Origin of the sequence: Psychromonas sp. MME2 (assembly GCF_040566515.1) — a bacterium.
GTDB lineage: Bacteria > Pseudomonadota > Gammaproteobacteria > Enterobacterales > Psychromonadaceae > Psychromonas.
The window spans coordinates 639,140-664,442 of record NZ_JBEWXI010000012.1; the positions used below are offsets into that span (position 1 = coordinate 639,140).

The 25,303-nt window shown below is 37.7% G+C and carries 21 protein-coding genes and 2 pseudogenes; 13 read left to right on the top strand and 10 right to left on the bottom strand.

What is annotated here, in order from left to right; translation table 11 throughout:
* Nucleotides 1-194: 194 nt before the first annotated feature.
* The 4 genes from AB1A03_RS13555 to AB1A03_RS13570 form a co-directional block, all read right to left on the bottom strand.
* The gene (locus tag AB1A03_RS13555; RefSeq protein ID WP_354625156.1) at nt 195-2,795 is read right to left on the bottom strand and encodes a bifunctional diguanylate cyclase/phosphodiesterase; all 2,601 of its coding nucleotides are present in this window, start codon (nt 2,793-2,795) and stop codon (nt 195-197) included.
* Between the two features lie 120 nt (nt 2,796-2,915).
* Nucleotides 2,916-3,287, bottom strand: a complete 372-nt coding sequence (locus tag AB1A03_RS13560) for a PDC sensor domain-containing protein (RefSeq protein ID WP_354625157.1) — start codon at nt 3,285-3,287, stop codon at nt 2,916-2,918.
* A gap of 48 nt (nt 3,288-3,335) precedes the next feature.
* Nucleotides 3,336-4,310: a DUF3369 domain-containing protein gene (locus AB1A03_RS13565; RefSeq protein WP_354625158.1), complete on the bottom strand. Its 975-nt coding sequence runs from the start codon at nt 4,308-4,310 to the stop codon at nt 3,336-3,338.
* 280 nt (nt 4,311-4,590) lie between these two features.
* Entirely contained in the window at nt 4,591-5,496 is a 906-nt protein-coding gene (locus AB1A03_RS13570) for a type 2 periplasmic-binding domain-containing protein (protein ID WP_354625159.1), read from the bottom strand.
* A 177-nt stretch (nt 5,497-5,673) separates the two neighbouring features.
* Here AB1A03_RS13570 and AB1A03_RS13575 point away from each other — a divergent pair, with 177 nt between their 5' ends.
* The 3 genes and pseudogenes from AB1A03_RS13575 (at nt 5,674) to AB1A03_RS13585 (ending at nt 9,145) form a co-directional block, all read left to right on the top strand.
* On the top strand, nt 5,674-6,744 hold the full coding sequence (locus AB1A03_RS13575) for an endonuclease/exonuclease/phosphatase family protein (protein WP_354625160.1): 1,071 nt from the start codon (nt 5,674-5,676) through the stop codon (nt 6,742-6,744).
* A gap of 275 nt (nt 6,745-7,019) precedes the next feature.
* Nucleotides 7,020-7,349: pseudogene (locus tag AB1A03_RS13580) on the top strand (tellurite resistance TerB family protein); the annotation flags it as partial.
* A gap of 193 nt (nt 7,350-7,542) precedes the next feature.
* Nucleotides 7,543-9,145: pseudogene (locus tag AB1A03_RS13585) on the top strand (ABC-F family ATPase).
* Between the two features lie 142 nt (nt 9,146-9,287).
* Here AB1A03_RS13585 and AB1A03_RS13590 read toward each other — a convergent pair.
* The 5 genes from AB1A03_RS13590 to AB1A03_RS13610 all read right to left on the bottom strand — a co-directional run bounded on the left by AB1A03_RS13590 (nt 9,288) and on the right by AB1A03_RS13610 (nt 14,100).
* Complete coding sequence (locus tag AB1A03_RS13590; RefSeq protein ID WP_354625161.1) at nt 9,288-10,130, bottom strand: GGDEF domain-containing protein; 843 nt, start codon at nt 10,128-10,130, stop codon at nt 9,288-9,290.
* Nucleotides 10,131-10,422: 292 nt separating this feature from the next.
* A complete protein-coding gene (locus AB1A03_RS13595; protein WP_354625162.1) occupies nt 10,423-11,697 on the bottom strand; it encodes a GGDEF domain-containing protein in 1,275 nt (424 codons plus the stop codon).
* Between the two features lie 425 nt (nt 11,698-12,122).
* Complete coding sequence (locus tag AB1A03_RS13600) at nt 12,123-12,692, bottom strand: YceI family protein (protein ID WP_354625163.1); 570 nt, start codon at nt 12,690-12,692, stop codon at nt 12,123-12,125.
* 24 nt (nt 12,693-12,716) lie between these two features.
* Nucleotides 12,717-13,244, bottom strand: coding sequence for a cytochrome b (locus AB1A03_RS13605; RefSeq protein WP_354625164.1), 528 nt, complete (start codon nt 13,242-13,244; stop codon nt 12,717-12,719).
* A gap of 214 nt (nt 13,245-13,458) precedes the next feature.
* The gene (locus AB1A03_RS13610; RefSeq protein ID WP_354625165.1) at nt 13,459-14,100 is read right to left on the bottom strand and encodes a glutathione S-transferase; all 642 of its coding nucleotides are present in this window, start codon (nt 14,098-14,100) and stop codon (nt 13,459-13,461) included.
* 261 nt (nt 14,101-14,361) lie between these two features.
* On the opposite strand from AB1A03_RS13610, the gene AB1A03_RS13615 reads away from it, so the two are divergent.
* The 8 genes from AB1A03_RS13615 (at nt 14,362) to AB1A03_RS13650 (ending at nt 21,617) form a co-directional block, all read left to right on the top strand.
* Nucleotides 14,362-14,553: a hypothetical protein gene (locus tag AB1A03_RS13615; protein ID WP_354625166.1), complete on the top strand. Its 192-nt coding sequence runs from the start codon at nt 14,362-14,364 to the stop codon at nt 14,551-14,553.
* A gap of 93 nt (nt 14,554-14,646) precedes the next feature.
* Nucleotides 14,647-16,890, top strand: a complete 2,244-nt coding sequence (locus AB1A03_RS13620) for a peptidase U32 family protein (protein WP_354625167.1) — start codon at nt 14,647-14,649, stop codon at nt 16,888-16,890.
* Between the two features lie 133 nt (nt 16,891-17,023).
* On the top strand, nt 17,024-17,791 hold the full coding sequence (locus AB1A03_RS13625) for a hypothetical protein (RefSeq protein ID WP_354625168.1): 768 nt from the start codon (nt 17,024-17,026) through the stop codon (nt 17,789-17,791).
* A gap of 24 nt (nt 17,792-17,815) precedes the next feature.
* On the top strand, nt 17,816-18,487 hold the full coding sequence (locus AB1A03_RS13630; protein ID WP_354625169.1) for a DUF2987 domain-containing protein: 672 nt from the start codon (nt 17,816-17,818) through the stop codon (nt 18,485-18,487).
* A gap of 15 nt (nt 18,488-18,502) precedes the next feature.
* Nucleotides 18,503-19,297 (top strand): phosphotransferase, encoded by a 795-nt coding sequence (locus AB1A03_RS13635; protein WP_354625170.1) that lies wholly within the window; start codon nt 18,503-18,505, stop codon nt 19,295-19,297.
* Between the two features lie 156 nt (nt 19,298-19,453).
* Nucleotides 19,454-20,137 carry a phosphoglycolate phosphatase gene (locus AB1A03_RS13640; RefSeq protein WP_354625171.1) on the top strand — a complete coding sequence of 228 codons (684 nt, stop codon included), beginning with the start codon at nt 19,454-19,456 and terminating at the stop codon, nt 20,135-20,137.
* A gap of 11 nt (nt 20,138-20,148) precedes the next feature.
* Nucleotides 20,149-20,949, top strand: a complete 801-nt coding sequence (locus tag AB1A03_RS13645; protein WP_354625172.1) for an FAD-dependent oxidoreductase — start codon at nt 20,149-20,151, stop codon at nt 20,947-20,949.
* Nucleotides 20,922-21,617 (top strand): hypothetical protein, encoded by a 696-nt coding sequence (locus tag AB1A03_RS13650; protein ID WP_354625173.1) that lies wholly within the window; start codon nt 20,922-20,924, stop codon nt 21,615-21,617. Before AB1A03_RS13645 ends, AB1A03_RS13650 begins: the two co-directional genes overlap by 28 nt.
* Here the strand turns inward: AB1A03_RS13650 and AB1A03_RS13655 are convergent.
* The gene (locus AB1A03_RS13655; RefSeq protein WP_354625174.1) at nt 21,614-22,996 is read right to left on the bottom strand and encodes an anti-phage deoxyguanosine triphosphatase; all 1,383 of its coding nucleotides are present in this window, start codon (nt 22,994-22,996) and stop codon (nt 21,614-21,616) included. The genes AB1A03_RS13650 and AB1A03_RS13655 overlap by 4 nt on opposite strands.
* Nucleotides 22,997-23,345: 349 nt before the next feature.
* On the opposite strand from AB1A03_RS13655, the gene AB1A03_RS13660 reads away from it, so the two are divergent.
* Entirely contained in the window at nt 23,346-24,332 is a 987-nt protein-coding gene (locus AB1A03_RS13660) for a hypothetical protein (protein ID WP_354625175.1), read from the top strand.
* A gap of 601 nt (nt 24,333-24,933) precedes the next feature.
* Nucleotides 24,934-25,290 (top strand): 3-phosphoshikimate 1-carboxyvinyltransferase, encoded by a 357-nt coding sequence (locus AB1A03_RS13665; protein ID WP_354625176.1) that lies wholly within the window; start codon nt 24,934-24,936, stop codon nt 25,288-25,290.
* Nucleotides 25,291-25,303 lie beyond the last annotated feature (13 nt).

Consider the following 25,303-nt stretch of genomic DNA (forward strand, 5'->3'; position numbering starts at 1 on the left):
AAAAGAGTGGTAAAGGATTTCGCAAACTCATATCGAAGCGAATCCTGATTTGATGACCGAGTTAATTATATTGTATATGTTAGAGCGACTTACCACTAAGTGGAAGGCCAATGGCTATTGTATTGTTATAAATGTGATAAAAAAGTGCTTTTTATGGTGATTTTAGGGCGTTTTTTTGAGCTGATTTATTACTCTTATTTTGCTTCTAGTGCGATAAAATCATCGTAACAAACTGGCCTTGAAAATAGATAGCCTTGTCCTAAGTCACAACCCATTTTTATTAGTAACTCTTTTTGTTTTTCCGTCTTAATTCCTTCTGCAATCACTTTGATGCCTAATTTATGTGCCATTACAATAATTGATTCACAGATGATTTTTGAGTCTAGCGAATCAGCTAGATTTCTAACAAATTCACGGTCAATTTTTAGGTAATCTACATCATACTCTCGGATATAAGTTAATGAAGAGTAACCCGTTCCAAAGTCATCTAGTGCCAATTCAATACCCACATCGCGAAAGCTTAAAAGCAATGCTAAACTCTCTTCGGTGGTCGACATTAATACGCCTTCGGTAATTTCAATAACCAGAGAAGAAGGGGAGATACCAACTTCGTGTAATTTATCTGCCCATTGTTGTAACGATTTCGATGCAGCTGAAAGTTGTACTGGAGAGACATTAATACTTAATTGAAACTCATCGCCAAAGATAGATTTAAATTTCGATAATGCAGCGCAAGCGTCAGTAAAAATCCATTCACCAATTTGATTTATAAATTTAGTTTCTTCAGCGATCGCGATAAATTCAATGGGTGCGATGACTCCCTTGCTTGGGTGGTTCCAGCGAATTAAGGCTTCCGCTTTGACTATTTTTCCTGTTGTTAAGGAGATAATTGGCTGAAAATAGAGTTGGAACTGTTTAAGTTCAAGTGCCACATGAAGCTCTTTAATTAGCCTTGTTCTATTGACTGCTGCATCTTGCATTGCTTGTGTAAAACAGTGGGAACAATTTTTACCTAAGGCCTTTGCCGCATACATGGCTTGATCAGAGGTTTTAAGAAGGTCGGCAGAAGATTGACCGTCTTGAGGGAAATAGGATATTCCAATACTTGCGGATATATATATCGCTTCTCCTGCGATGTTATATGGTTCATTGAAACCCCTTAATAGTTGCTCGACCACCTGTAGGGCAGCATTTGTCTGTTTTAGATTTCCTAAAATAACAATGAATTCATCTCCACTTTGTCGGGCAACGAAGTCATCAGCCCTTACTTTTGATAATAGCCGTTTGGAGACTAATTTAAGTAGTATGTCCCCTTTATCATGCCCTAATGTATCATTAACTTGTTTAAACTCATCTAAATCTACAAATAATGTCGCAATATATGTTTGATTTCTTCGCGCCTTTATTATTTCAAGATTTAAATGTTCGACTAAGGAATTTCTATTAGGTAAGTCGGTAAGGTGGTCAAAATTGGCTTGATGCCAAATGAGTTGATTAGCATGTTTTTGCTCTGAAATGTCGCGATATAAAGCAACGTATTTAATAATTTCATTGTTACTATCGTAAATGGCATTAATACTTACCCATTCAGTTAGTATCTCATTATGTTTCGTTTTATTATAAATCTCTCCCTCCCAGTGTCCTTTTAGCTGTAGAGAGGCCCATATTTTCTCATAGAAAGTAACATCATGAAGTCCTGACGCAAAGATATTAGGTGTATGCCCTAATACTTCATCTCGGGAATAACCAGTAACCGCTGTAAAAGAGGGATTAACATTAAGGATCTTACCATTAGCATCCGTGACAACCATGCATTCACTGCTGTTTTCGAATACAGAAGCGGCGAGTTGTAATGTTTTTTCGTTGTGTACTCTTCTGGTAATATTACGAATCACAAGAATAACATCCGTAGAATTATTTATTGTATTGGCGCGAGCCTCAAAAAAAACTAATGAGCCATTAATTTCTAGGGAGTATTCCCATGTTATTATTTGCTGTTTTTGGCGTAATTCGGTTATGTTTTGTCGATAAAGTAATGCTGCATAGTCGGGAATGACTTCGGTCATTTTTTGGCCAAGAAATTTTTCAGGGGGAAGGTACAAGTCATCTAAGGTTGATGCTCGATAATCGATAATTGTATCATCATCACTAATTTTGAAATAAAGGTCTGGTAATGCGTTAAATATAGAATCTAGTTCTTGGTTTTTTTGATTGGCATTTTTTTCAGCATTGAGCCTTTCCTTAGCCATTTTGTCAAAATTTTTGGCTAGCATCGCCAGTTCTTGTAATGCAATATCCTGATGAATTGGTGAATATTGCCCCCTTTTTAATTTTACCGTTGCTTCGTAAAGTAGTTGTAATGGTTTTCGTACATTGTTTGTTAAATCTCGAAATGCAACAAAAGAAACTAATGCTAATAAAGTAAAAAATATCAATAAGTTAGTTAATAATGATAATGCAGCTTCATTGCCTACTTTATCTAAGGGAATCGCAATATTAAGGGTGATATTTTCCCCTTCATCGGTAGTATAAAAATTTTCTTGGATATAAATGCGTGAGATGCCATCTTTTCCTGTGACGACATTACTCTGTAATTCATTGCCCATAGTGGGGAGTGGTTTTAGCCCATAGCTGTCGGCCTGTTGACCGTGCCGCTGAATATCAATGGGAAAATTTGCAACGATATGTCCTTCTTTATCGGTAATAAAAGCCACAGATTCTTTAGGGAGTTGTTCTTCTGAAAGCTGCTGACTCCACCAATCTAAGGAAAGTACAGCAACAACAACGGCAATCACATCGTTGTGATTAGTTATTACGGGGTAGGCAAAATTAACGCTAGTGTTATGTGTTGCACGATCTAATTGAAATGTACCTATCGAAAATTGTTTCTGTTTAAGGCTACGTTGGAAGTATTTTCAATCACTTACATTAATTTTATCTGTCAATGGCAGAGCATTACAGAGTAAATCACCATCTTTATTGGAAACGCCGAGGTTCGTATAGGTGCTATTAATTTTAAGTATTTTTTTTAAAAAATCGCCACAAATAGGGGATGTTGGATTTTGTAATTCAGGCACGGTTGCAAGATATTTTAGATAGGAATGGGTCTCTTCTATGAGCTTTATTTGTCTGAAGCTTAGTTTTTGTGAGGTTAATATCGCTTGCTGTTTGTAGTTTTTAATACGGTTTTGGTATTGCTCGACACTATTGATGGCTATCAGCAACACTCCCGGTAAAGAAAGGATAATAATAAAGGTGTAAAGTTTATATTTTAATGGTTTTAGCATTTAACCTCACCAACACTTATATATTAAAATAGTGACTCATTACTACTATTAAATCATGTGTAATAAATTACTGGGGCTGCCCGTATCCTTATTATTCTGTCTCAAAAGCAAGTTCTCTATGGTTAAAATACTGTTGATAGAAAACAATTTAATTAGCCGTAAAGAGCTTTCACTTAAATAGTCTAAGCATTTAATAATAAATACCGTTTCGGAACCTCGTTGGGATTGAAAATAGTGGCAGTAATAGGGATGCTCGATCACCGTATTTTTATTCTTAAATGCGCTTTGTGCAATTGTACTTAAGGGGGATTTAGATTCTGTCAGCCTGTTTTCATCTATAAACGATGCCATTGTTTCTTCGATACTAATATTGAATGAATATTGATTAGACTGAGTTATGGTTAATGCTTCCGTGCTTTTAATCAAAAAGTGCGTATTTTGTGCATTTAAGACATTTTTAATTTGATTAAGTACGGTGCTAGATAGGCCAAGCACATCATCAATTTGTGTCATATTGTTGATAGAATCGATTAATGCCTCAAGTCCTTTTTTATAGTTTTGAATACGTACTAAATCACGATATGAACGGAGCGCGGTATACACGGTATGTTGTAATGCATGTGTTGTTAATTCTGTTTTTTCTTTATAGCCATCAATATCATAATCACGCACCACTTTATGTTCAGGCGCCATGCCAGGTTGTCCTGTTCTTAATATGATCCGGCTATAATGGTTATGTAAATCGTTACGAATATACTTAACAACTTCCAATCCAGCTTCATCAGATTCCATTACTACGTCTAAGAATACCATGGCGATATCGTCATGGGCTGCTAAACATTGTTTAGCTTCTGCACCACTATACAAATTAATGAAAGATAACTTTCTATCTTCAAATTGAAAATTATTTAAGATTAGCTCGGTAACTTTATGTACTTCAACATTGTCGTCAACAATTGCTATTTTCCATGGCGGTAGATTATTGTCATCTTTACCTACTATATCCTCTGCAAGCCAATCCATTATTCATCCTTAAAAATTCAATTTACGATTGTTATCATCCATTTAGACACCAGAATTTATCATTTATATTGCTGATAATATCCATTGTGTAACGTGACTGTCAGCCACCGCACGGGTAACATCTATAAGCATATTCCAACAAATTGAATTTACAACATATGTAAGTTGAAACTTGGTAACCTTATATCGGTTTTGCGTCATATAGCACTATTTTATAGCCTGTCTATTCACAAATAGGTGATTATTAATTTCATAAAGTTTGTCTTTTTCATGCGTTAAATCAAGGTTGGCTTGAGGGGTGATACCAATACGTTTTGATATTAAGTGGCGTTTGTGGCGTTAGGTCTGGATTGTTAATGACAAAAAGTCGTCTCCCTGCGAGGTTTGCGCTTTTTATATGTTGTGCAAATTCATCATTGAACATTTTATCGAATGAGCCATCACTGATCATCATTTGCAATCCAGCCTCAATGCGTTTAGCTAGTTCGGGTTTAGCTGGTGTCACGAAAAAATAGGTAGGCAGGACAGTATAAAGTAATAGATCCTTTTCAATTCGTAATTCAGGGCATTTAACTTTATAGATGTTATATTCATCTTCACTTTCATTAATGCCACGCATAAAGGTAATGAATCGTTCTTTGAATAGCATTGAGAAAAGTCCATTATAGTTATTACCCAAGACAATATTAAAGTCATTTTTTTCGAGTATCTTGGTTGATATCCACTGTGTACCTGAGCCTGTTGGAATGCTTTTTAACTGCTCAACTGTTTTTATGTTTGATAACATTGCTTGATTTTTCGCGAGAATTAAAAATACTCTGTAGCCCTGTATTCCCTTACGAATCGGAATGCGTATTGGAATCAGCTTGTCCTCCCATAAAGGCGTGGTTGCTTCAGCAAAAACATGAATATTAACGCCTTTTTGCATCTCTTTGAGTGTGCGGGCTCTGCTCATTTTTAATCGGGATTGTTCGATCGAGGTTATTCCATATTGAGGTTCAGTTATTTTTAAAATAGCGCTAAGTAATCGATGTGGATAATCATAGCGTTGATCTTGAGCGGAAAGAGGCTGATTAACTAATACAACCTCTGCGAAGCTTAAGGTCGGAGCTGATAGGGCTAGATAGATAGCGATATTGATCAGGCAACAAGGGATATCTATTTTTTTGTTAGGAAAATTTATCAAGTTTGCTTCCGATGCTTTTTTCTTGCTGTTAAATATAGGATCATTTCATTTACAATCCTAGGCGAGTAGAGTTTATCTGTGACATTAAGTGCCTTATTAACAATTGACTTGATAACAATGGGGGGAGAATTTAGATATACTTTACTTCTAAATTGATATTCAAAAGTAATACCGCCAATGATTGATAACGAACAGTTAAATCAAATCGCGCCTCTTATTGAAGAGGTGGCTGATGTTAGCCTTAAAATAGCGACTTTCAATTTATTCAATTACCTTGAGCCTCCCTTTGCTTTTTATGATTTTGAGCGGATATACAGCATCGAGCAGTGGCAAAAGAAGCAGCGTTGGATCACGCACTATCTACAGCAACACAAACCAGATGTGATTGGCTTCCAGGAGGTGTTTAGTGTGCAATCGTTAAAGGCATTAGTGGCACAATGTGGCTTCCCATATTTTGCTGTTGTCGATGAAATGCGTGTTGTGGATGATTATATTTGCCGTGATCCGGTCGTTGCGATTGCCTCGCGTTACCCAATTAAACAAGTTGAAGCCGTTGTAGCGGATCCAAAAATAAGTGAAGAAATGGGCTTACATCGCGAATTTTCATTTAGTCGTAAAGTCCTGCGAGCGACGCTGGATTTACCTCATATTGGTGATTGTGACTGCTATGTGGTCCATTTTAAGTCAAAGCGTCCCATGTTAGAGTTTACTGAGGATAATACGCTATCGCTTGAAAAAAATAGGGTTGAACAATTCAAAATGCAAATAGCAGGAGAGTGGGGATCAACCATGCAACGAGGTAGTGAGGCTGCACTACTATTTATTGAAATGATAGCGCGTAAAGAGACAACAGGGAATGCGATGCTGCTTATCGGAGATTTTAATAATAGTTTAAAAGATGGCGTTCTAAATCACCTGCTTAGCCATTCTCTTCGCGTTGGCTCACAAACCGACAGCGCGAGGTATATTGGTCAATATTGTTTGTGGGATGCTTGGGATCTGTTTCAGGCAAGCGCTGAAAACAATCGTCATATTGTCCGTCCGCCGACACACTATTATGGTGAGATAAGTTCCGTGCTTGATTATATTTTACTTTCCTGTGAATTTAACGCGTCATACCAACACAGTATTTTTGCAGTGACTGATTATCACACTTACAATCGTCATTTAATTAATCCCAGTTTTGAATATGATGGCGAAAGCACGGATCATGGCGTCGTTATGGTGACATTGACGCTGCGAAGTTAGTCACCGTTAGATTGTTCCATAGTGGAATTGATCACTTATGATATTTCATTTCGGGAGCTTGAAGGATTTTTTTGATAAACTTAAAAAATGGCATAGTGCTAACAAAAGGGCACTATGCCCTTGCTAATTTTGTATAATTACCCATTTTGTAACGGAGAATTTGAATGATTGCAAAAATTAAACATTTTTTAACGACACTTGTCGAAAACGATGCTGGTCATTCAGAGAATGACTATATGCTTTCTATTACCGCTTTACTTTAGCAAGTTTGCAACGCCGATAATTGTATTACGGAGGAGGAGGAAGCGACCATTAGGCAGACACTCGGTAAGCTATTTTTAATGGATAAAACGCAAATTAATGAATTAATGGTAAGCGCTAAAAATATCAGCCAAGAAGCTAATTCACTGTTTGAGTTCACGGATAAATTGCGTGGATTATCCGCTGAAATGCGTATAAATTTAGTGACGGCAATGTGGGAAGTAGCCTATGCGGATGGAGAGTTAGATCCGATTGAAGAGATGATTATTCGCAAAGTATCACAACTTATATATGTCAGCCACAATGATTTTATTCGCACAAAACTCACCGTATTATCTGCATAAAATATTCGTATTGAACAGTATTTGAAAGCAATGGAGTTGCTTCATTCTTGAGATTATTTTCATACTGTTTGTGGTAATGCTCGACATTTGTCGCTGACCTTCTGTATACTCTGCCGCCTATTTTCTCTTATTGCATCGCTTTTTGACATTCCTCGTTAAAAAATTAGTCAGTAACCACCTAGGAACACATTTTTTGATTTCTACAGCAAATATCACCATGCAGTTTGGCGCAGAGCCTCTTTTTGAAAACATTTCAGCTAAATTTGGTAACGGTAACCGCTACGGTCTGATTGGCGCCAATGGGTGTGGAAAGTCAACATTTATGAAAATTCTCAGTGGTGAACAGGAACCAAGTTCTGGCAATGTCTCAATTGCTACGGGCTTAAAGTTAGGGACATTAAGCCAAGATCAGTTTGCCTTTGAACAATATAATGTTATCGATGTCGTGATCATGGGAGACGAGGCGCTCTGGAAAGTGAAACAGGAACGCGACCGAATTTACGCCAAAGCTGAAATGTCTGAAGCGGATGGCATGGCCGTTGCTGAATTAGAGCATGATTTTGCTGAAATGGACGGTTATAGTGCTGAAAGCCGCGCCGGGGAAATATTGCTCGCAGCGGGCATCGATGAAGCATTTCATTTCGGCCTAATGCAACAGGTGGCACCCGGCTGGAAATTACGTGTGTTATTGGCACAAGCTTTGTTTGCTAATCCTGATATTTTATTACTTGATGAGCCAACCAATAACTTAAGATATAAATACCATCAATTGGCTATCTGAAGAACTTAATCAACGAAAATGCACCATGATTATTATTTCTCACGACAGGCATTTTTTAAACTCAGTGTGTACTCATATGGCGGACATTGATTATGGGGAACTGCGCATTTATCCCGGTAACTATGAATATTTTCTCGCAGCTTCGAGTTTGATTCGTGAACAATTGCTCTCAGAAAATGCGAAGAAAAGTGCTGAAATTAATGAACTTCAAGATTTTGTTAACCGTTTTGGTGCTAATGCATCTAAAGCTAAGCAAGCGAGTTCACGCGCTAAAAAAATGGATAAAATTAAGCTTGATGAAGTAAAATCATCAAGTCGTATGAGTCCATCAATACGTTTTGCCGAAGGTAAAAATGATCGCCAAGCCTTAGTGTTAGAAAAGATAGGCCATGGTTTCGATGGTGAGCAGCTATTTTCGGGTGGTGATTTAATTTTAGAAGCGGGGGCTAAATTAGCGATTATTGGTGAAAATGGTGTTGGTAAAACCACTTTATTACGATGCTTAGTCAATGAGTTGGAAAATCAACAGGGTGTTATTAAATGGTCTGAAAATGCCAGTATTGGTTATTGCCCACAGGATAGCAGCGCTGATTTTGATAATGATTTAACGCTGTTTGATTGGATTTCGCAATGGCGAACCGCTAAGCATGATGATCTTGCCGTGCGTGGGATGTTAGGGCGTTTATTATTTACTGCCGATGATGCCAATAAAAAAGCACGAAACTGTTCGGGTGGTGAAAAAAATCGTCTTCTTTTTGGCAAATTGATGATGCAAGATATTAATGTGTTAGTGATGGATGAACCGACTAACCACATGGATATTGAAGCGATCCAAGCGTTAAATGAAGCACTAAAAGTGTATCAAGGCACATTAATTTTTGTCAGTCATGACCGTAAATTTGTCTCATCATTGGCGACGCGAATTATCGATATTAAAGATAAAGCCTTGATCAATTTCCATGGCACATACGATGAATACATTGCCAGTCAATGTGAGTCAAAAAAAGTTGCTTAAAGATAATTTTACTGATTTTTAGTTGATTGATGAACGTTTTAAATGTGCAATAAAATCAATCAATTATCTGTTTTGTGTGTTAACTGTTGCTGAAAATGATGAATGTAGGGGAGGACCAGGTTTATTAATTTTAAATCGGTTTTTAACTGACAACTTTATCACGTCCTAATGATTTCGCCATATATAACTTTTCATCTGCATTTGCGAATAAACTATCCACTGATTGGCTACAGTGGGAATAATTTGATACGCCAAAGCTACAGGTAATGCTTCTGTATAAAAAGAAACTATCATTCATTCCAGTCGTAATATCGGAACCACTGGCCATATCTACTTCCAGCATCGATTTGCAGATATCATGAGCAGTAATTTTATTTAACCCATAATGGCCTAAATGGAGTCTATCTTTAATCGTGAGACGGATGCGTTCAGCTATGGTCGTTGCCTCTTGCAAACTGGTTTCTGGCAGCAAAAATAAAAACTCCTCTCCACCATAGCGGTAAGCAAAGTCAGAAGGTCGCAAAGATTCCAATACTAATTTTCCGAATAAGGAGAGTGTCTCATCACCAACGGAATGACCGAATTTGTCATTTACTTCTTTGAATTTATCTAAGTCACAGATAATTAATGAAAAATCAGAAATAGTTCCCTCATAGACTTCATTTTCTAAACTGATTATTTTTCGTTCTGAAAATTCTTTGCGTCTTAAACCTGTTAATTTATCTAAGGATAACTTATTTATTGCATTTAAATTTTTGGCGGCTAAATCAAATCGTCCATCTTGAAGATGTTGATTATGGGAGTCGACAAAATCATAGTTCATTATATCGCGATAAAAATAGTAACACTGTTGTTCTAGCGAGTTTCTATTTGCATCTTTGTTATTAGGTATACTTAAAAAATTTAACAGGTTAAAAAATTCGTTGCCGTATCTAAAACCGCTATCAATCTCTATTTCTAATCCCTGATAATTTAAAAATTGCATAGCTAACCTTGCCTTGCATTGCCAAAAAATTTAAGTTTTTGTGAGCGTGCTATAATTCCCTATTAACTATCAGTTTGCAAATTATAAATAAAAATTTTTATCCTATTATTACTTTTTAAACTTATATAATGATGCGCAAAGAAGTACCGTCAAAGTTTAAAAGATCGCAGTAACAAAGTAGAAGCTATAGTGAGAGTCCATGTGATGAAATAATCGCGAGTTGCTGAAATATAGGTTGCTATTTTTCAGCTACAATTCTTAAATCCTGTTTAGGGACGTTGCTCGATGCCGTTTAAAGTTTATCTGCTCGGGTGACCTTATTACGGCCATTCGCTTTAGAGTGATAAAGTGCTCTGTCGGCTTCCGCGAAAACTTCTTGTAAAGTGCGTTTTTCTTTTACCGAGCTTACACCAAAGCTGGCGGTGATTTTCATATCCTGTGGCCAATTATAAGCTTCAATATAAATTCTAAGCTTCTCTGCACATGCTGTAGCTGCTTCTGGCGATGTGCTGGGTAGTAAGATGACAAATTCTTCCCCTCCCCAACGGCCAATGTAATCCTGTTCACGTGAATAAGTGCGTAAAATATCCGCTATGTTCTTAATCACTTTATCGCCCATTGCATGGCCATAGTTATCATTTATAGATTTGAAATGGTCGATGTCAGCGACAATTAAACTATAATTTATATGATGAATATTCCAATCTATCTCTACTTGGGCAAATAATTTATCCAGCGCATGGCGATTTAATAATCGTGACAATTGATCATGGTTAGCGATATCTTTTAATAAATCACGTTCAGATTGAGCATGCTTATATGCTGATTTTAGCAAAAACAGTCTATAGCCAATGACTAAAAACAGACTAAAAAGCAAAATGGTTATAACTATGAGGTAAAAATTTTCTTTGCTAATCACTTTTCCTGTGAAAGTTATGTGTCGTATTTCAAACTCCTTTTTTCCAAGGCTGCTGTGAGTACCCGTTAAAACTTCGATAAACATTACTTCAGAGAAATCTAAACGAGAAGATTCGATGGGTAAATCTCGCTCTAGCACCCACCAGTGAGCAACGTTAAAATCTGACATACGAAAGGTGACGGGGGACCCATATCGACTTGGTTTAAATTCAAGTTTATTAAATTTATAAGAGAGTTTATCTTCGCGTTCCGTTAGTTCATCCTCATGAGTTCTTAAGAAGAGGCGGATAGTATCCTCCGCGTTACCGTCAATGTGGTAATCTATTGTTATTTTGTCGTAACTAGATAAATCTAGCCCCATACCGGATTGCGGATTTATCAAATCTAATTTGAAAGAGCAGTATGGGAAATCCTGTCCTGAACGTATTATGCAGCGCCATTTATAACTATCTGGAGAGTTTATTCGAGTTATAATTGAACTTCCTCCACTATACGAATCAGTTACTAACTCTTGGGGATATGGTTCGGAAACATCGACTACAAGGGATTTATTAAATGAATAAGGGTAAAGCACAATAGCAATTAATGAGATTATGACCGCAATTAAAGCTGTAATTTCTAATGGGTTTAGCATCGTTCGTATATTCATAAAATAACTACCTAAGGATATCAATTGATCAATTTTATGATGTCCTAAAACGTGACAAAAATATTAAGCTGAAATGGCATTATTTAATGTGGGCTAATATACTAGCCTCTTTTTTTATTTGGGGCGAGCTTTGTTTCTGAAACATGTTAAGTGGCAAACTATATTTCCCCGTCAAGCTCATGTTACTTGAATAGGCAAAGTCAGTAATAAAATGAGTGCCGAGATGCTAGGCATAAAATTGAAGTATCGTTATTCTACATAGCGCTTTAGTAGCAAATCGGGTTACTCGATGGGGATATTTGTAGCATTACTATTATCCCCACAAAATACCCCCTGTTATCTGTCATTAAAAGCGCACAGAGTGGGTTCGGGTCACTGAGTTATCTTCACGTTATTTGGTGTGATATATTTTAACTCACCACCTCTTATTTACGGATACCTTCAACTTCAAGTTGCATATCTACGTAGCTACTTGCACCCATCACTTTAATACCAAAGTCGGCTAGCTCTAAGCGAGTTGTACCAGAAAAGCCTGCGCGATAACCACCCCAAGGATCGCTACCTTCGCCAATAAAATTAGCGTCAATAGTGATATTTTTGGTTACACCATGTAATGTTAAGTCACCACTAATCGCGATACCGCCATCGCTTTTTTGTGTCACCTTAGTGCTCACAAATTTAGCCGTTGAATACTTGCTGGCATTAATGAAATCACTGCTTTTAATATGTTTATCACGTTCAGCATGATTGGAGTCTAAGCTGGTTGTATCAATAAGGACATTTACTTTAGCACTTTCAATATTATTGGCATCGTAGCTGAATTCGCCACTGAAATTGTTAAAGCGTCCTTGGATAAAACTGTAACCTAAATGGCTGACTTTAAAATTTACCGAAGCATGAGCGCCCTTTGTGTCAATAGTATAATCGGCAGCATTAGCAAAACCTGTAGTTATTAAAGCAGCAGTTAGCAGTGCTGTAGTCAGTGATTTTTTCATGGTAATCCTTATAGTCAGTTGAGTTTATAGCATTTTCTTAAGTGTATTATCTTTATCGATAAAATGATGTTTTAGCGCAGCCAGCGCGTGTACGCTTGCTAAAGCAATTAACGTGTAAGCAAGGTAATAATGAATGTCACCAGCTATATCTTCTTGATTTTCAATAAATGATCCGAATCCTGGAATTGAAAACCAATTAAATATTTCAATAGCGCGGCCATCTGCGGTAGAGATAAGGTAACCAGAGATGAATATCGTGAACAATAAAATATAAATAAGCGTATGCGCTATTTTTGCGCTAATGACCTCCCATCGTGCGCCTTCTATTTTGGGAGAAGCGGTCACGTTTTTGTAAATGATGCGCAGTAAAGTGATCGCAAATAAGCATATGCCGATAGATTTATGCCAATGGGGGGCTGTTTTATACCACTCGCTATAGTAACTCAGGTCAACCATCCAGACACCCAGCGAAAATAGCAGGATCACGAGCAGGGCAGATGTCCAGTGGAATAGTTTAGATAAACGATTATAGTGGGTAACGGATTGTGGCATGGAGATACCTTTAGCTTAAATTGGTTGTTAATGTTAAATGTTCTTTAATTTATGTAACATTTTAGTTAAATTTTGGAATATTCCAATAGCGATAAAGAGAATAGTTTGTTCAAATTTTTTGATGTTTTAAAATGTGGTGAGAGCTATTCGTTGAGTTTAGCTCTCCTGTCTGATTGCTGAGTGGTATTAAATAGGCCTATTGGGGGGGAACTGCTTAGTTTTTTTCTGGAAATATAAACTCCTGCTCTGATTCTAGCCAAGTCGGGTAGTGGCTCATAATTGAACGATATAGCTGCTGGTTAATCAAATTTTCTAACCAGCGCTGTAGGTGTTGATATTGCGAGTTGTTAAACCAGTTTAGATCGACACGTGAAAATTGGCGAATAAAGGGAAAAATGGCTGCATCAGCAAGGCTAATATGGTCCGCAAAGAGATAGTTGTGTTGGCTCAGGCGGCACTCTAAATCGAATAAAAATTCTTCCGCTTGTTCGCGATAGTAGCCAGCGGGATATTCGGTAAATCTATCGGCATATTTATATCTGTCTAGCCAATATTTAAAATCATTATCATTTTTATCAATCAAACTTAGCATTTGCGATATATTGCCGTTTAACCATTCCTGCGGATCTGATTGCTGTAATGCCCACACCATAATATCTAAACTTTCATCAAGTATGGTTCCATCATTAAGTTGTAATAGTGGTACCGTGCCTTTCTTGGATATGGCGAGCATCGCTGGTGGTTTATTCTGTAGTTTAATTTCACGTAAATTGACCTGTTGCCCACTAATACTTAGCGCGAGGCGAGCGCGCATTGCATAGGGACAACGGCGAAATGAATAGAATGTATGAGGCATGGTTGAATCCTTGGTTGCTATAGAGATGAATCGTTTAAGGAAAACATGTAAAGATGATTGCCAGTGGCTAGTTTTAGCATTTTGTGGATATGATTTCAGTAATAATTGTACTTTGTTGAATTATTTTTACTATTAATGATGACTTATCCATTTTACTGGCAACATTTTCCAATAATATCAACAACTAAATAATAAAATGAACTGATACTATGATTAATAGTCCTATTAGTATGGGGATCCTATTGTCATTTTCGAGGTTTTATGAATGATCTTAAAAGCGTAAATATACAAGATACCCGACCATTTTTTCAACGAATTTTAGGTTACTTTTTATTAGATGAGTGCCCTAAATGCCACTATATGGCCTATGCACCTCCCTCCTATGGCTATCAGGGACATTGTAAGGTTTGTGATTATAGTGAACCTATAGTACCGATAAAAGATAGAAGATGAAGACTCTTTCTAGTAGTTAACCCACTATAATGGACATCATGTGGTGGTTTCGGGTAATATCCGCCCCCCTCACTTAAAGTAGGTTGGTCGGTTATGAAACAACAATTTGAATTATTAGCTCCAGGTGGTGACCTTGATTCGATAAAGGCTGCTATTATCGCAGGAGCTGATGCGGTTTACTGTGGATTAGATAGTTTTAATGCCAGAAAGCGTGCGACCAATCTTTCATTGCAAGAGTTAAGTGGGCTGATTCCTCTCGCACATAAACACCACTGCCAAATATTTCTGACTCTAAATATCATAATTCTTGAGAATGAGATTGGCCCATTAATCAAGCTACTCAACCAATTAGTCAATATTAAGATTGATGGCGTTATTGTCCAAGATCTTGGCCTGTTTTATCTTTTAAAAAGTTACTTTCCCAGCCTAGATGTGCACGCTTCAACGCAGGTGACCATGCATAACGAGGGGCAGATTTCATTCTTCAACAAGCTTGGCGTGTCGCGCGTTAATTTATCGCGAGAGCTCAATATTGATGAGGTAAAATCGTTAACGTCTTTTGCATACAAACATCATATTTTAACGGAAGTGTTTGTGCATGGTTCCTATTGTATTGGTTTCTCTGGAATTTGTTATATTAGTTCAGTACAAAGTGGTAATTCAGGAAATCGCGGTCGATGTAGCCAACCCTGTCGAGATCAATATAAAACAACCGCTATGGGCAGCGATTATCCACTTAATTTAAAGGATAATTCTGCTTTCTTTGATTTGCCCGCCTTAGCTGATGCCGGTGTCTATTCTCTGAAGATAGAGGGGCGGATAAAGGGGGCAAGTTACGTCCATAGTGTGGTTAGCAGTTGGCGAGAACAACTACAACGTTTCTATCAAAATGATGACTTACTCAGTGATAATAGCTCGCTCTATAAAGTATTTAATCGTGATTTCTCGGATGGTTTTTTAAAGGGAAATATTAATAAGCTGATGTTTATTGATAACCCGCGCGATCACAGTTTAAAACATATCGAGCTGCAGTATGAGGGGGCGGGAGACGTAAAGATTAAACAGGCAAAACAAGCTCTTTACGAGGAAAAAAAGCAGCTTGTTAAGACGCTTGCTGAAAAAATAGCGGAGCTTGATATTAGCCCCGAGCCAGTAACTATTGAAGTCTCTGGGCAATTAAATAGACCATTAGAGGTGCGTGTAAGTAGCAAACAGGGGCGTTTTGTCGTCCTTTCGCAGAGTCTTCTACGCCAAGCGGATGAGCAATCGATTAACCGACGTGCCATAGAAAAACGTTTTAAAAGTTTAAATACGGGGCAGGTCGTTATTGCACAATTGCAGTTAGATAATTTAGATGCGCAGTTAAGCATTCCCTTTAAAGAGTTATCTCTGATAAAGGAGCGTATTGCTTTTTTTCTTAATGGTTCTGTTGATAGCATTGCGCCAGTGAGTTTGCCTGCGTTACAAAGCCAAACTAATACTCAAGTAGCACCTTCATTATCAGTACTGATATCCTCTATAGATGACCTGCCATTATCTGCTGTCTCGAATATTGATATTCATTATAAATTACCCGATGGCTTTGCCAAAGAGAATGCCCGTTTCATTAAGCTCTTTCAAGAAAATAAACGGTTGATAGCCTGGTTTCCTTCTTTACTAATCGCGGATGATTACCATGCGGCCGTTGCTTTTCTTAAGGAGTTACAGCCAGCACAGATTGTCACCAATAATCTTGGTATTGCTTACGTTGCCGCACAACTAGGTATTAACTGGGTGGCAGGCCCTTACTTAAATATTACCAACTCCTATAGTTTATTAAGTTTACAAAATATCTCTCATTGTACTGGGGCATTTATTTCCAACGAAATTAATAAAAAACAGATAAGCCTCATTCAAGCACCAGAAAACTTTTCACTTTTTTATAGTATGTATCATCCTATTTTATTGATGAGTAGTCGCCAATGTTTTTTCCAACAAACCGTAGGCTGTAAAAAGCTCACTATTGATCAGCGTTGCATACAAAAATGTCATAAATCGGCACAGATTATTAATTTACAGGGGGTCTCATTTACTATTGATAAACAGAAGGGCGGCTACCCAAGCATTTACAGCGATCAAGCTTTTCTAAATTGCGAAATAGTGAGCGATTTAGGCGATAAATTTAATACTTTCTTAGTCGATTTTAGTGAATTAGGGGCACTCTCTCTGACTGTTCAAGATAAAAAGAGGTTAGTTGACCATTTTCAAGCTTTGCTCAAGGGCGATTGTGAAGCTGAAGCTCACCTTAAAGCTGCCATTGCTAATTCAACCAATGCACAGTATAAAAAAGGTTTATAAACTTGAAAACAAAAAGGAACTGCCTACAATGACCAACTTAAGGTTCGCTTAATGGTTGAAAGTTGCTATTGTATAGCCTCTAACGGCACTGTGTGGCAAATAAGATATTTTTTCTGAAGGTTATTTACTTGTTATGAATAAGAAACATTTTGTATTAGGTGGTGATATTAATAAATCACTTAATGAAGGCTATCAACTCAATTTTCAAGCGCTTTTTAAAGATGCCTATGCCATTACTCGTAAGCACTATATTGCATTGATCACCGCTTGTATTTTAACGCTGACCATTTTAGCAAGCTGTTTTACCCTACTGTTGGATTCATCGGCTAGCTTAGGTGAGGTCGGTAATATGCTTATTAATTACGTGATTACACTCCTAATCGCTCCCCCATTACTGACCGGTTTGCAAATGATGGGGATTCATCATGCGATAGGTTTAAAAACGAAGCCCTTAAACCTGTTTAACTATTTTAATATTTTCATTAAATTATCATTGGCATCGATGATGATTAGTTTGATTTCTAATATTATTAGCATGGCACTAACGCAAACATTAGGTGATTTAGGGTTTCAGTTATCAATAGTGTTTTTGCTTTATTTGAATATGGCCTTTAGCTTGGTCTATCCACTCATTGCAGAGAAAAAATTATCAGCGCAAATGGCGTTGAAAATATCCTTTAAATTAGTGCATAAGAATTTATCACAATTTACCTTGATGTTTATGATATTAGCGGTTTTGTTTGTATTATCACTATTGCCCTATGGATTAGGATTGCTATTATTTATTCCTTTCTATTTCAATTTAATGGGAATCGTTTATCGACAAATTTGTGGCATTGGGGTCGTTGCCATGGAAGTCGGCGAAGATGGAAATACCCCAAATGATGAATTTGAAGCTTAATTATTGATTCTAATGAGTACGACAATGCGCCGATTTGCCCTATTTATCTCTCTATTTTGTTTTTTAAGTAGCGCTAATGGTGCGCCATTAAAATTGAATTACTCGTTGTTTTTTGGCTACATGAAAACCCTCTATAAATTGCAGTATGAACAAGTCACAACGGCATTTTTTTTAGTCGATAAAAACAGTGGCAATGGTTGTTTAATTGAGCAAGCTGAGATGGTTGTGGATGAAAAACGAGAGGCTATCGCGTTTACTCAAGCAGGGCGTTTGTTACCTTTTTTTTCCGATGAACATCGTAAAGATGGTGCGATTATAGAGGTGCGCTTAATATCTGGGCAAGAGAACAGGCAATGTGATTTACAGGTGACATTAATGGCCAAAGAGTCGCAATTAGAGAATTTAACGCACTCAAAACTAGCCTTGATTAGTGAACAATTACAAGGGGTTTTAAATAAAAATGCGGGCATGATTGGTAAATATTTTTTGCCTGATTTTATCGGTGTGCGTGTGCAACCCGTGCAGCCTGTATCAGCGGCGCAGCGCAAAGTATTGGCCGAAAATATAAAAGTTGCCGATAATGGCGATTTGCTAATCAGTAATCAATTTTTACAAACTGATAAGGGTGAGTCGCTCATTAATTTTCAAGTACAACGTATCACTCCTTGGTTAGAGAATAATCATCAGCTCCATTAACCTACATACTACTTAATGCCAATATCAGAACTGCTTGAAGATGAAATTAACTGGTTAGCAAAACGTCCCCTTGGGCGTTGTATTTCGATCACGGCCTTGGATAATGCGCTAACCAATAAGGTGTTTTTGTTATGCTATGAAGATCGGCAGCGTTATATCTTTAAACGGTTAAATCGCGTTGCTCGAAGCCGCCAGCAAAGGGAAACCGAATTGCTTGTACAGCAGCTTGCCTGTGAATATCAGTTAAGCCCCAATGTGATCATGAGCAGTGACCATTATCGCCTGCAAGAATATATTCATGGCGACCATTTACCCACTCATTCCATCCCTTCTACAACCCTTGATTTACTGGCATTGCAGCTTAGTCGTATTCATCAATTACCTGCTATTGCGATTGGACAACAAAATTTAGCCGAACAATTACAACGGCTTAAAATAGAGAACGATACATCCGATGAGATGCAATTTAATCATTATTTGCAACTTGCTAAACAACTCGATAGCAGTGGTGATCATACTACTTTATGTCATGGGGATTTATCGCTAAATAACATACTATTAACCCCTCAAGGTGATGTTAAAGTGATTGATTGGGAATACGCGGTACTTGCATCTCCTGCTTACGATGTTGGTAGTTGCAGTGCAATCAATCAATTAAGTGTGGTTCAGGAGGTCAAGCTGATTGAAGAATATTATTTGTTGAATGAGTGCCGTGTGTCAGCTCCCTTGGCACAATTTCAAGCTGATTGTCATGCCTATCGCTCACTGTTTACCTACCTTAATCAATTATGGAAAAAACGTTTCCTATAAACTCATCTTACCTCAACGAGATTGGTTCAGCGCTGCTGTCTATTTACCCCAGAAGTCGCTTAGGTATAACAATGACTAATCATTTACGATGGTAACCGCTACTTATCTTTGCTATCGTAAGATGAAAATTATCCCTACTATCGCAAGGCTATAAAATTGAAATTTAACAATAAAAAAGTCATTATCTTTGATTTAGACGGCACGCTGATTGATAGTGCTCCCGATTTGGCTGTCTCGGTTAATTACATGTTAACACGTCTCGAACGCGCGACTTTTAGTGAAAGTGAGATTCGTTCATGGGTTGGCAATGGTGCAGCAGTATTGGTAAAGCGCGGTTTATCTGGATCATCTGTAATCGATGCAAATATTGATGACACTTTTTTCACAGATGCGCTGCAGATTTTTCTTAACCATTACAAAACCCATCTATGTATCCACACTGTGCTTTATGATGATGTTTTAGCGAGTTTAAAACTGTTAAAGGAACAGGGGTATCGTCTAGTGATCGTCACCAACAAACCTTATCAATTTATTGCGCCGATTTTAACTGGATTGCAGCTCGACGGTTTGTTTGAGATATTGCTCGGAGGGGATTCCCTTGCTAAGCGTAAACCCGATCCATTACCCTTGCTACATGTCTGTGAACAGTTACAAGTTAACGTCGATCAATGTTTAATGGTTGGGGATTCAAAAAATGACATTTTGGCAGCGAAAGCGGCGAAAATGGATAGTATTGGTTTAACCTATGGTTACAATTATGGTGAAGATATTGGTTTGCATCAACCCGAAGCTGTGTTAACCCACTTCGCTGATATTGTCACTTGTTTAACGCCGCAATAGGGGCTGAAAATATGATTGAAATGGCTGAAAATAACTCGCTTAAGGTTGCAATTGTAGGTGGAGGTATTGCCGGTGCAACGATTGCAATTTATTTGTCAGAATTAGGTATCGATGTTTCTTTATTGGAAAAGGGACCAAGTTTAGTCAATGGACCTCCTATTTGTCATCTTCATGCGGGGGGGAATTTATACCCAGAGATATCTGATCAGCAATGTCTTACTTTATTAGCGCAATCCATTGATATTTTGCGCTTATATCCGCACGCCTGTGATTATCGTCCAACGGTAATTGCCGTGCCAAAGAACCACAGTAGCACCCCTCAGGAATTATTACCGAGGCTTAATAAATTACGTAATGAATATCAACGCTTAATTGATCAAGATATTGCCAATAAACAATTAGGTGAAAGTGAGGCGTATTATCAATTATTTGAACGTCATGAAGTCGAGTGGTTAGCAGAGCAAGAAGTTGTTGAAAAGCCTAAAACTTTGCAGGAGTGGATGATCCCTGTAGCCAAAAACATTGAGTTAGATAAGTTGCAATTTCCGTTAATTATGGTGCAAGAATATGGCCTAAATCTATTTCGTTTGGCAGCGACAGCTGGACTTGTACTACAGGAAAATCGTCACTGCCAGCTTTTCATGAATAGTCATGTTGGTGATATTCATCCCTTGCCAAATAACGGTGGTTGGCAAATAGACTTTTTGCAAGTAGATCAAGAGAAACAGTTAAAGGTTGATTACTTAATTAACGCGGCTGGTTTTAGAACGGGATTATTGATGATATGTTGGGCTTTAAACGACAACGTTTAGTTGAATTTAAAGCCGCTTATGTCACGCATTGGAATGAAAATAATTACTGTTGGCCAGAGGTCATTTTTTACGGTGAGCGTGGTACCCCCAATGGGATGGCGCAATTAACTCCTTACCCTGAGGGGCATTTCCAATTACATGGCATGAGTCAGAATATTACTCTTTTTAAAGATGGACTCGTGGCAAGCACAGTACAAAGTGCACAGCCTAAATTAGGTAATGATTTTATTAATAAAATCGATAAAAGTTGGGCTGAAAATGAGATAAATCTGCGTAGTCAAAGTGCCATTGACCATTTAGCGGCTTTCATTCCTCGTTTTAGTTCGGCGACTATCGCCTCTAAACCGTTGTTTGGTGCACAGCAAATACCTGGAGGCGATCCATCCTTACGTGCATCTGATGTCTCATTTGAAGGAGAGCGGTATGCACGTTGTGAAATTGTTAAAGCTTCGTCGGTATTAACCGCTGCCGATGAAATTATTGAACAGTTAATTCGTAGTCGATTACTCTCACCAGAGACCAGCAAAAAAAGAGACTTTAAGGTAACGCAGCAGCTCAAAGAAGTCGATATTCTTGCCTATGCACAACGTTTAACTGAGCAACGAGATTATCCCATGGCGCTAGCGGATATTAATGTTCCCGCTAGACCGCGTTGTGAACATGGCTAAAAGGCATGTTGACCAATCATTGGTGTTGTTTGATTGCTGGTAAATAAACTTGCATGCAAACGTAATGCGTGGTTGTCGGTTAGGCTGGAAATATAATCGGCAAGCACCCGTTTCTCGCGGGAGGTATCGCCTTCTTGTGCTCTCCATAGCTGTTTGATTGGCTCAGGGAGAAATCGTAGTGGTCCTGTATTAAATGCTTCAAATAGCTCCATCACTATCTGTTGTCCTCGATACTCTAATATTTGTAAATCAGGACTTTTAATCACATACTTGAGCACAAAGCGTTTTAAAATATTCAATACATTAAACATGTCAGGCGCTAAATAAGCGTTATAAGCGAGGAGTGGGTCGCTAAATTCATCATTCACTTTTTCAATACTAATAGAGGTAATTAATGCATTAACTAATGCCCCAATTGCATCTTTTCGTTTGAAATGTTGTGCTGAAAATAGGTTGTTAGTTAACTCATCTAACTGTTCGGCTAGGCAGCAATTTTTAATTTTTTGTAGTTTTATCACGACTTTTTCTTGCCATAACTGCTTATTGACTATTCCCATGGCAATGGCATCTTCTAAATCATGCACACCATAGGCAATGTCATCGGCTATCTCCATAATTGAGCAGTCAAAGGATTTATAACGTGATTTTTTATGCGATTTATCATCGCCATCCTGTTCACGCAGGCTACGAAAGAGCGTTTTATCGGCTACTGATAATGGGCTTAATACGGCCTCTAGTAAGTTTTTGTCGTGATCATAGATCCCCTTACCAGGCATCCACTCTTCCGTTTTTAGTTCTCTAAAGTTGCGACTTTTATCGGGAGGGTACGGGGCGCTAATCTCACTTAAACAGACCGGGTATTTAAGCAAGCCAAGTAAACTGCGACGTGTTAGATTCATACCGTTATATTCGGTGTAAGGTTCGAGTTGGGTTAAAATTCTAAAGGTTTGTCCGTTTCCTTCAAATCCGCCATGATTGATCATCATATAATTGAGTGCTGTTTCTCCCCCGTGACCAAATGGCGGGTGACCAATGTCGTGACTCAAGCAGATTGTTTCGATAAGATCATGTCCTGGTAATAAAGGGCAAAATTCAGGTTGTGATAATGTTAGGTGGGCAATAATGCCTGCGCCGATTTGTGCTACTTCGAGTGAATGTGTTAAGCGAGTTCGATAAAAATCACTTAGCCCATTATTATGAATTTGCGTTTTAGATTGTAAACGTCGAAAAGCTGCTGAATGGAGCACTCTTGCTTTATCACGCTGGAAAGGTGAGCGTTGATCTAAGCGGCGTTTTTTACCCGGTTCATCTGCTAGGCGCTGTAACCACAGATCTGAAATGCACAGCGCAGGAGTAAGATTTATTTTTTTTAACGCCATATTAACCTCATCTATAGAGACATGAGTAAAAAGTGTAACGCGAAGCAACTATAAAAAATAGTATAAAATTCTGTTAGTTAAATATCGTTATTATTAGCTTAACTGATTCAGTTTATAAATCGGGCCATAAATATGATAAATCGTCATTTTAATTATTTAAAAAAATAGAATAATTATTAAGTTTAGTGCTTACTCGCATTTGTATTTATAGCAGGAGTGACTATGCTTATGGTGTTTTATACAACACAATTTTAGTAAAAAGAATTACATTTAAGTGAACAGTAAGTCGCGTTTTTTGTCATTAAAATTAGCGCTTGCAACCTGAAAGATAGTTACTAAGGGATTGCTTATGTTTAAATTACCAGAAATACCCACATCAAGAATTAAACCGCCGCTCGCTATACCACTATTAGGTGTGCTCCTCGTATTAACTCTTTTCATTGGTTATCAGATATTTAATGAATACCGCATATATCAAATTAACCAGATAACGCAAGACTTTCCAACAGCATCGGGGACCGCTTCCGAGGTGGTTATTTCTTGGCGCGATGATTCAACCAATGAGAGTGGCTTTATTGTTGAGCGTAAAAGCGACGGTGATTATGCGCTTATTGCGACTTTAAATCCGAATGAAACCTCATACATAGACTATGCGGGGGTTGCAGGAAAGCAATCTTGTTATCGAGTAGCCTCATTTAATGAAGCGGGTAGTGCCTACTCTGGTGAAAGTTGTATTGATCTCCCTGAGGTTGTACCTCCCTTACCCAGTGATGAAGAGCCTGAAACGGGTAATGATGTTTGGTACACTTTTATTGATAAACCGGGCGTAGTTGAGCTTGATGGACGAGAATTTTATAGTATTAAAAGTGGTGCTTATTTCAACAGTAGTTTTAGTGCCGATGAAATTATCGATGTAAATTTTGCCATTGCAAGCGGTAAGCTTGCCTATCGAGACTCAAACCGTTTTGTATTTAAAGACCAAGGTAGGGTGCTTGAAAATGGCTTTGTAAAAATGAAATTTAATGAACTCAATAGTTTTAGTTTTTCACTGCAGGGTTCGGGTAATTATCAAGAGGCAACGTTATTATTATCGGCTATAGCAAGGGATATGGAGGGTGCTATGTTTACAGTGAGCGTTGGCGATATAACAGAAACCATTACGTTGCCTGAGATAGCTAAACTATATTATCTGTCAATAGAGATTGGATTTGATCAATTGGCTAGTGTAAAAATTACGCCAATTGGCAAACATAAACGTAGTTTTATAAATTTGGCCGGTATTATATTAAATGAACCTAGTCAAATTCAGTCAGACGTCGGTGGATCGAGACCTTAGAAAATATCACATACAGGTGTCATTCATTATTCTGTGCGGTGTCTTGGTTGTATTTAGTTACCACTTCACCGCTTATCACATCAGGTAAGCTAATATTTGCTGATTCATAGCGCATCAGGCTATTTATTCAAGTACAAAAACAGCTATTCATAGAATAACTCATAACAGAATGACTCTGTTCGAACACTATCTAGGATAGTAGTTTTCGCATCTGTTATTTTAAGTAAAATGCGTAACTTTATTACCATAATTTAAGAACACGAGTATAATCTAGCCGATTAAATCAGAGAAGGGATAACAGTGAATTCGGTTTCATTATTTACCTAGTATCTAGTAGAAAATATAATACCAATCGGATTAAGTATGTGATTTAAATTTTGCGCAGGAAAAATGGCTTAATTTGAGGTGTAAGTTGATGTAAATGGTTGCTCCTTTACGAAACTTACAACAAAAAAGTAAGTTATTTTAACCCGCAAAATAGATTCTGCTATTTATTCCGATTGGTATAACACTAAATAGAGTGAACCGTGATACAACAGTTAAACAACGTTCCTGTAGAAAATATCCGTAAAATCCTGAGGTTAAACGCCTATTAAAGCGCATGCCAAAGTCTGTGCGACAAAGTTTTGATGAACAACAGCTGATACATATTCGTAAGGCGATTGGTGATCGCAGTGAAGGGGAGCATAGTCTCGATTGGCGAGCTGTTTTTACGCTGCCTTTATGTGGGTGGCATTTCTATTTTGTCTTTTTACTTGGTAAAAATCGACGAGAACTCACTGATAAAGAGAAGCAGATATCGATTTTACTCGGGGTGCTATTAATTTCAGTGGTGACTTTATTGGGGCTCTTATTTATTGCTGTCGCCATGTATTTATTAAAGTCCGCTGCAGGTATCGATTTATTCCCCGATTTTTCCCTTGGGCTTTGGCACTGGTTTAAGGTCAATAGAATGTGATTGAGCTGAATAA

Excerpts from the sequence above, each read along its gene's own strand:
- AB1A03_RS13560 (WP_354625157.1), bottom strand. The coding sequence starts at position 3,287 with ATGCTAAAACCATTAAAATATAAACTTTACACCTTTATTATTATCCTT.
- AB1A03_RS13565 (WP_354625158.1), bottom strand. The coding sequence starts at position 4,310 with ATGGATTGGCTTGCAGAGGATATAGTAGGTAAAGATGACAATAATCTA.
- AB1A03_RS13575 (WP_354625160.1), top strand. The coding sequence starts at position 5,674 with ATGATTGATAACGAACAGTTAAATCAAATCGCGCCTCTTATTGAAGAG.
- AB1A03_RS13590 (WP_354625161.1), bottom strand. The coding sequence starts at position 10,130 with ATGCAATTTTTAAATTATCAGGGATTAGAAATAGAGATTGATAGCGGT.
- AB1A03_RS13595 (WP_354625162.1), bottom strand. The coding sequence starts at position 11,697 with ATGAATATACGAACGATGCTAAACCCATTAGAAATTACAGCTTTAATT.
- AB1A03_RS13600 (WP_354625163.1), bottom strand. The coding sequence starts at position 12,692 with ATGAAAAAATCACTGACTACAGCACTGCTAACTGCTGCTTTAATAACT.
- AB1A03_RS13605 (WP_354625164.1), bottom strand. The coding sequence starts at position 13,244 with ATGCCACAATCCGTTACCCACTATAATCGTTTATCTAAACTATTCCAC.
- AB1A03_RS13610 (WP_354625165.1), bottom strand. The coding sequence starts at position 14,100 with ATGCCTCATACATTCTATTCATTTCGCCGTTGTCCCTATGCAATGCGC.
- AB1A03_RS13615 (WP_354625166.1), top strand. The coding sequence starts at position 14,362 with ATGAATGATCTTAAAAGCGTAAATATACAAGATACCCGACCATTTTTT.
- AB1A03_RS13620 (WP_354625167.1), top strand. The coding sequence starts at position 14,647 with ATGAAACAACAATTTGAATTATTAGCTCCAGGTGGTGACCTTGATTCG.
- AB1A03_RS13625 (WP_354625168.1), top strand. The coding sequence starts at position 17,024 with ATGAATAAGAAACATTTTGTATTAGGTGGTGATATTAATAAATCACTT.
- AB1A03_RS13630 (WP_354625169.1), top strand. The coding sequence starts at position 17,816 with ATGCGCCGATTTGCCCTATTTATCTCTCTATTTTGTTTTTTAAGTAGC.
- AB1A03_RS13635 (WP_354625170.1), top strand. The coding sequence starts at position 18,503 with ATGCCAATATCAGAACTGCTTGAAGATGAAATTAACTGGTTAGCAAAA.
- AB1A03_RS13645 (WP_354625172.1), top strand. The coding sequence starts at position 20,149 with ATGATTGAAATGGCTGAAAATAACTCGCTTAAGGTTGCAATTGTAGGT.
- AB1A03_RS13650 (WP_354625173.1), top strand. The coding sequence starts at position 20,922 with ATGTTGGGCTTTAAACGACAACGTTTAGTTGAATTTAAAGCCGCTTAT.
- AB1A03_RS13655 (WP_354625174.1), bottom strand. The coding sequence starts at position 22,996 with ATGGCGTTAAAAAAAATAAATCTTACTCCTGCGCTGTGCATTTCAGAT.
- AB1A03_RS13660 (WP_354625175.1), top strand. The coding sequence starts at position 23,346 with ATGTTTAAATTACCAGAAATACCCACATCAAGAATTAAACCGCCGCTC.
- AB1A03_RS13665 (WP_354625176.1), top strand. The coding sequence starts at position 24,934 with ATGCCAAAGTCTGTGCGACAAAGTTTTGATGAACAACAGCTGATACAT.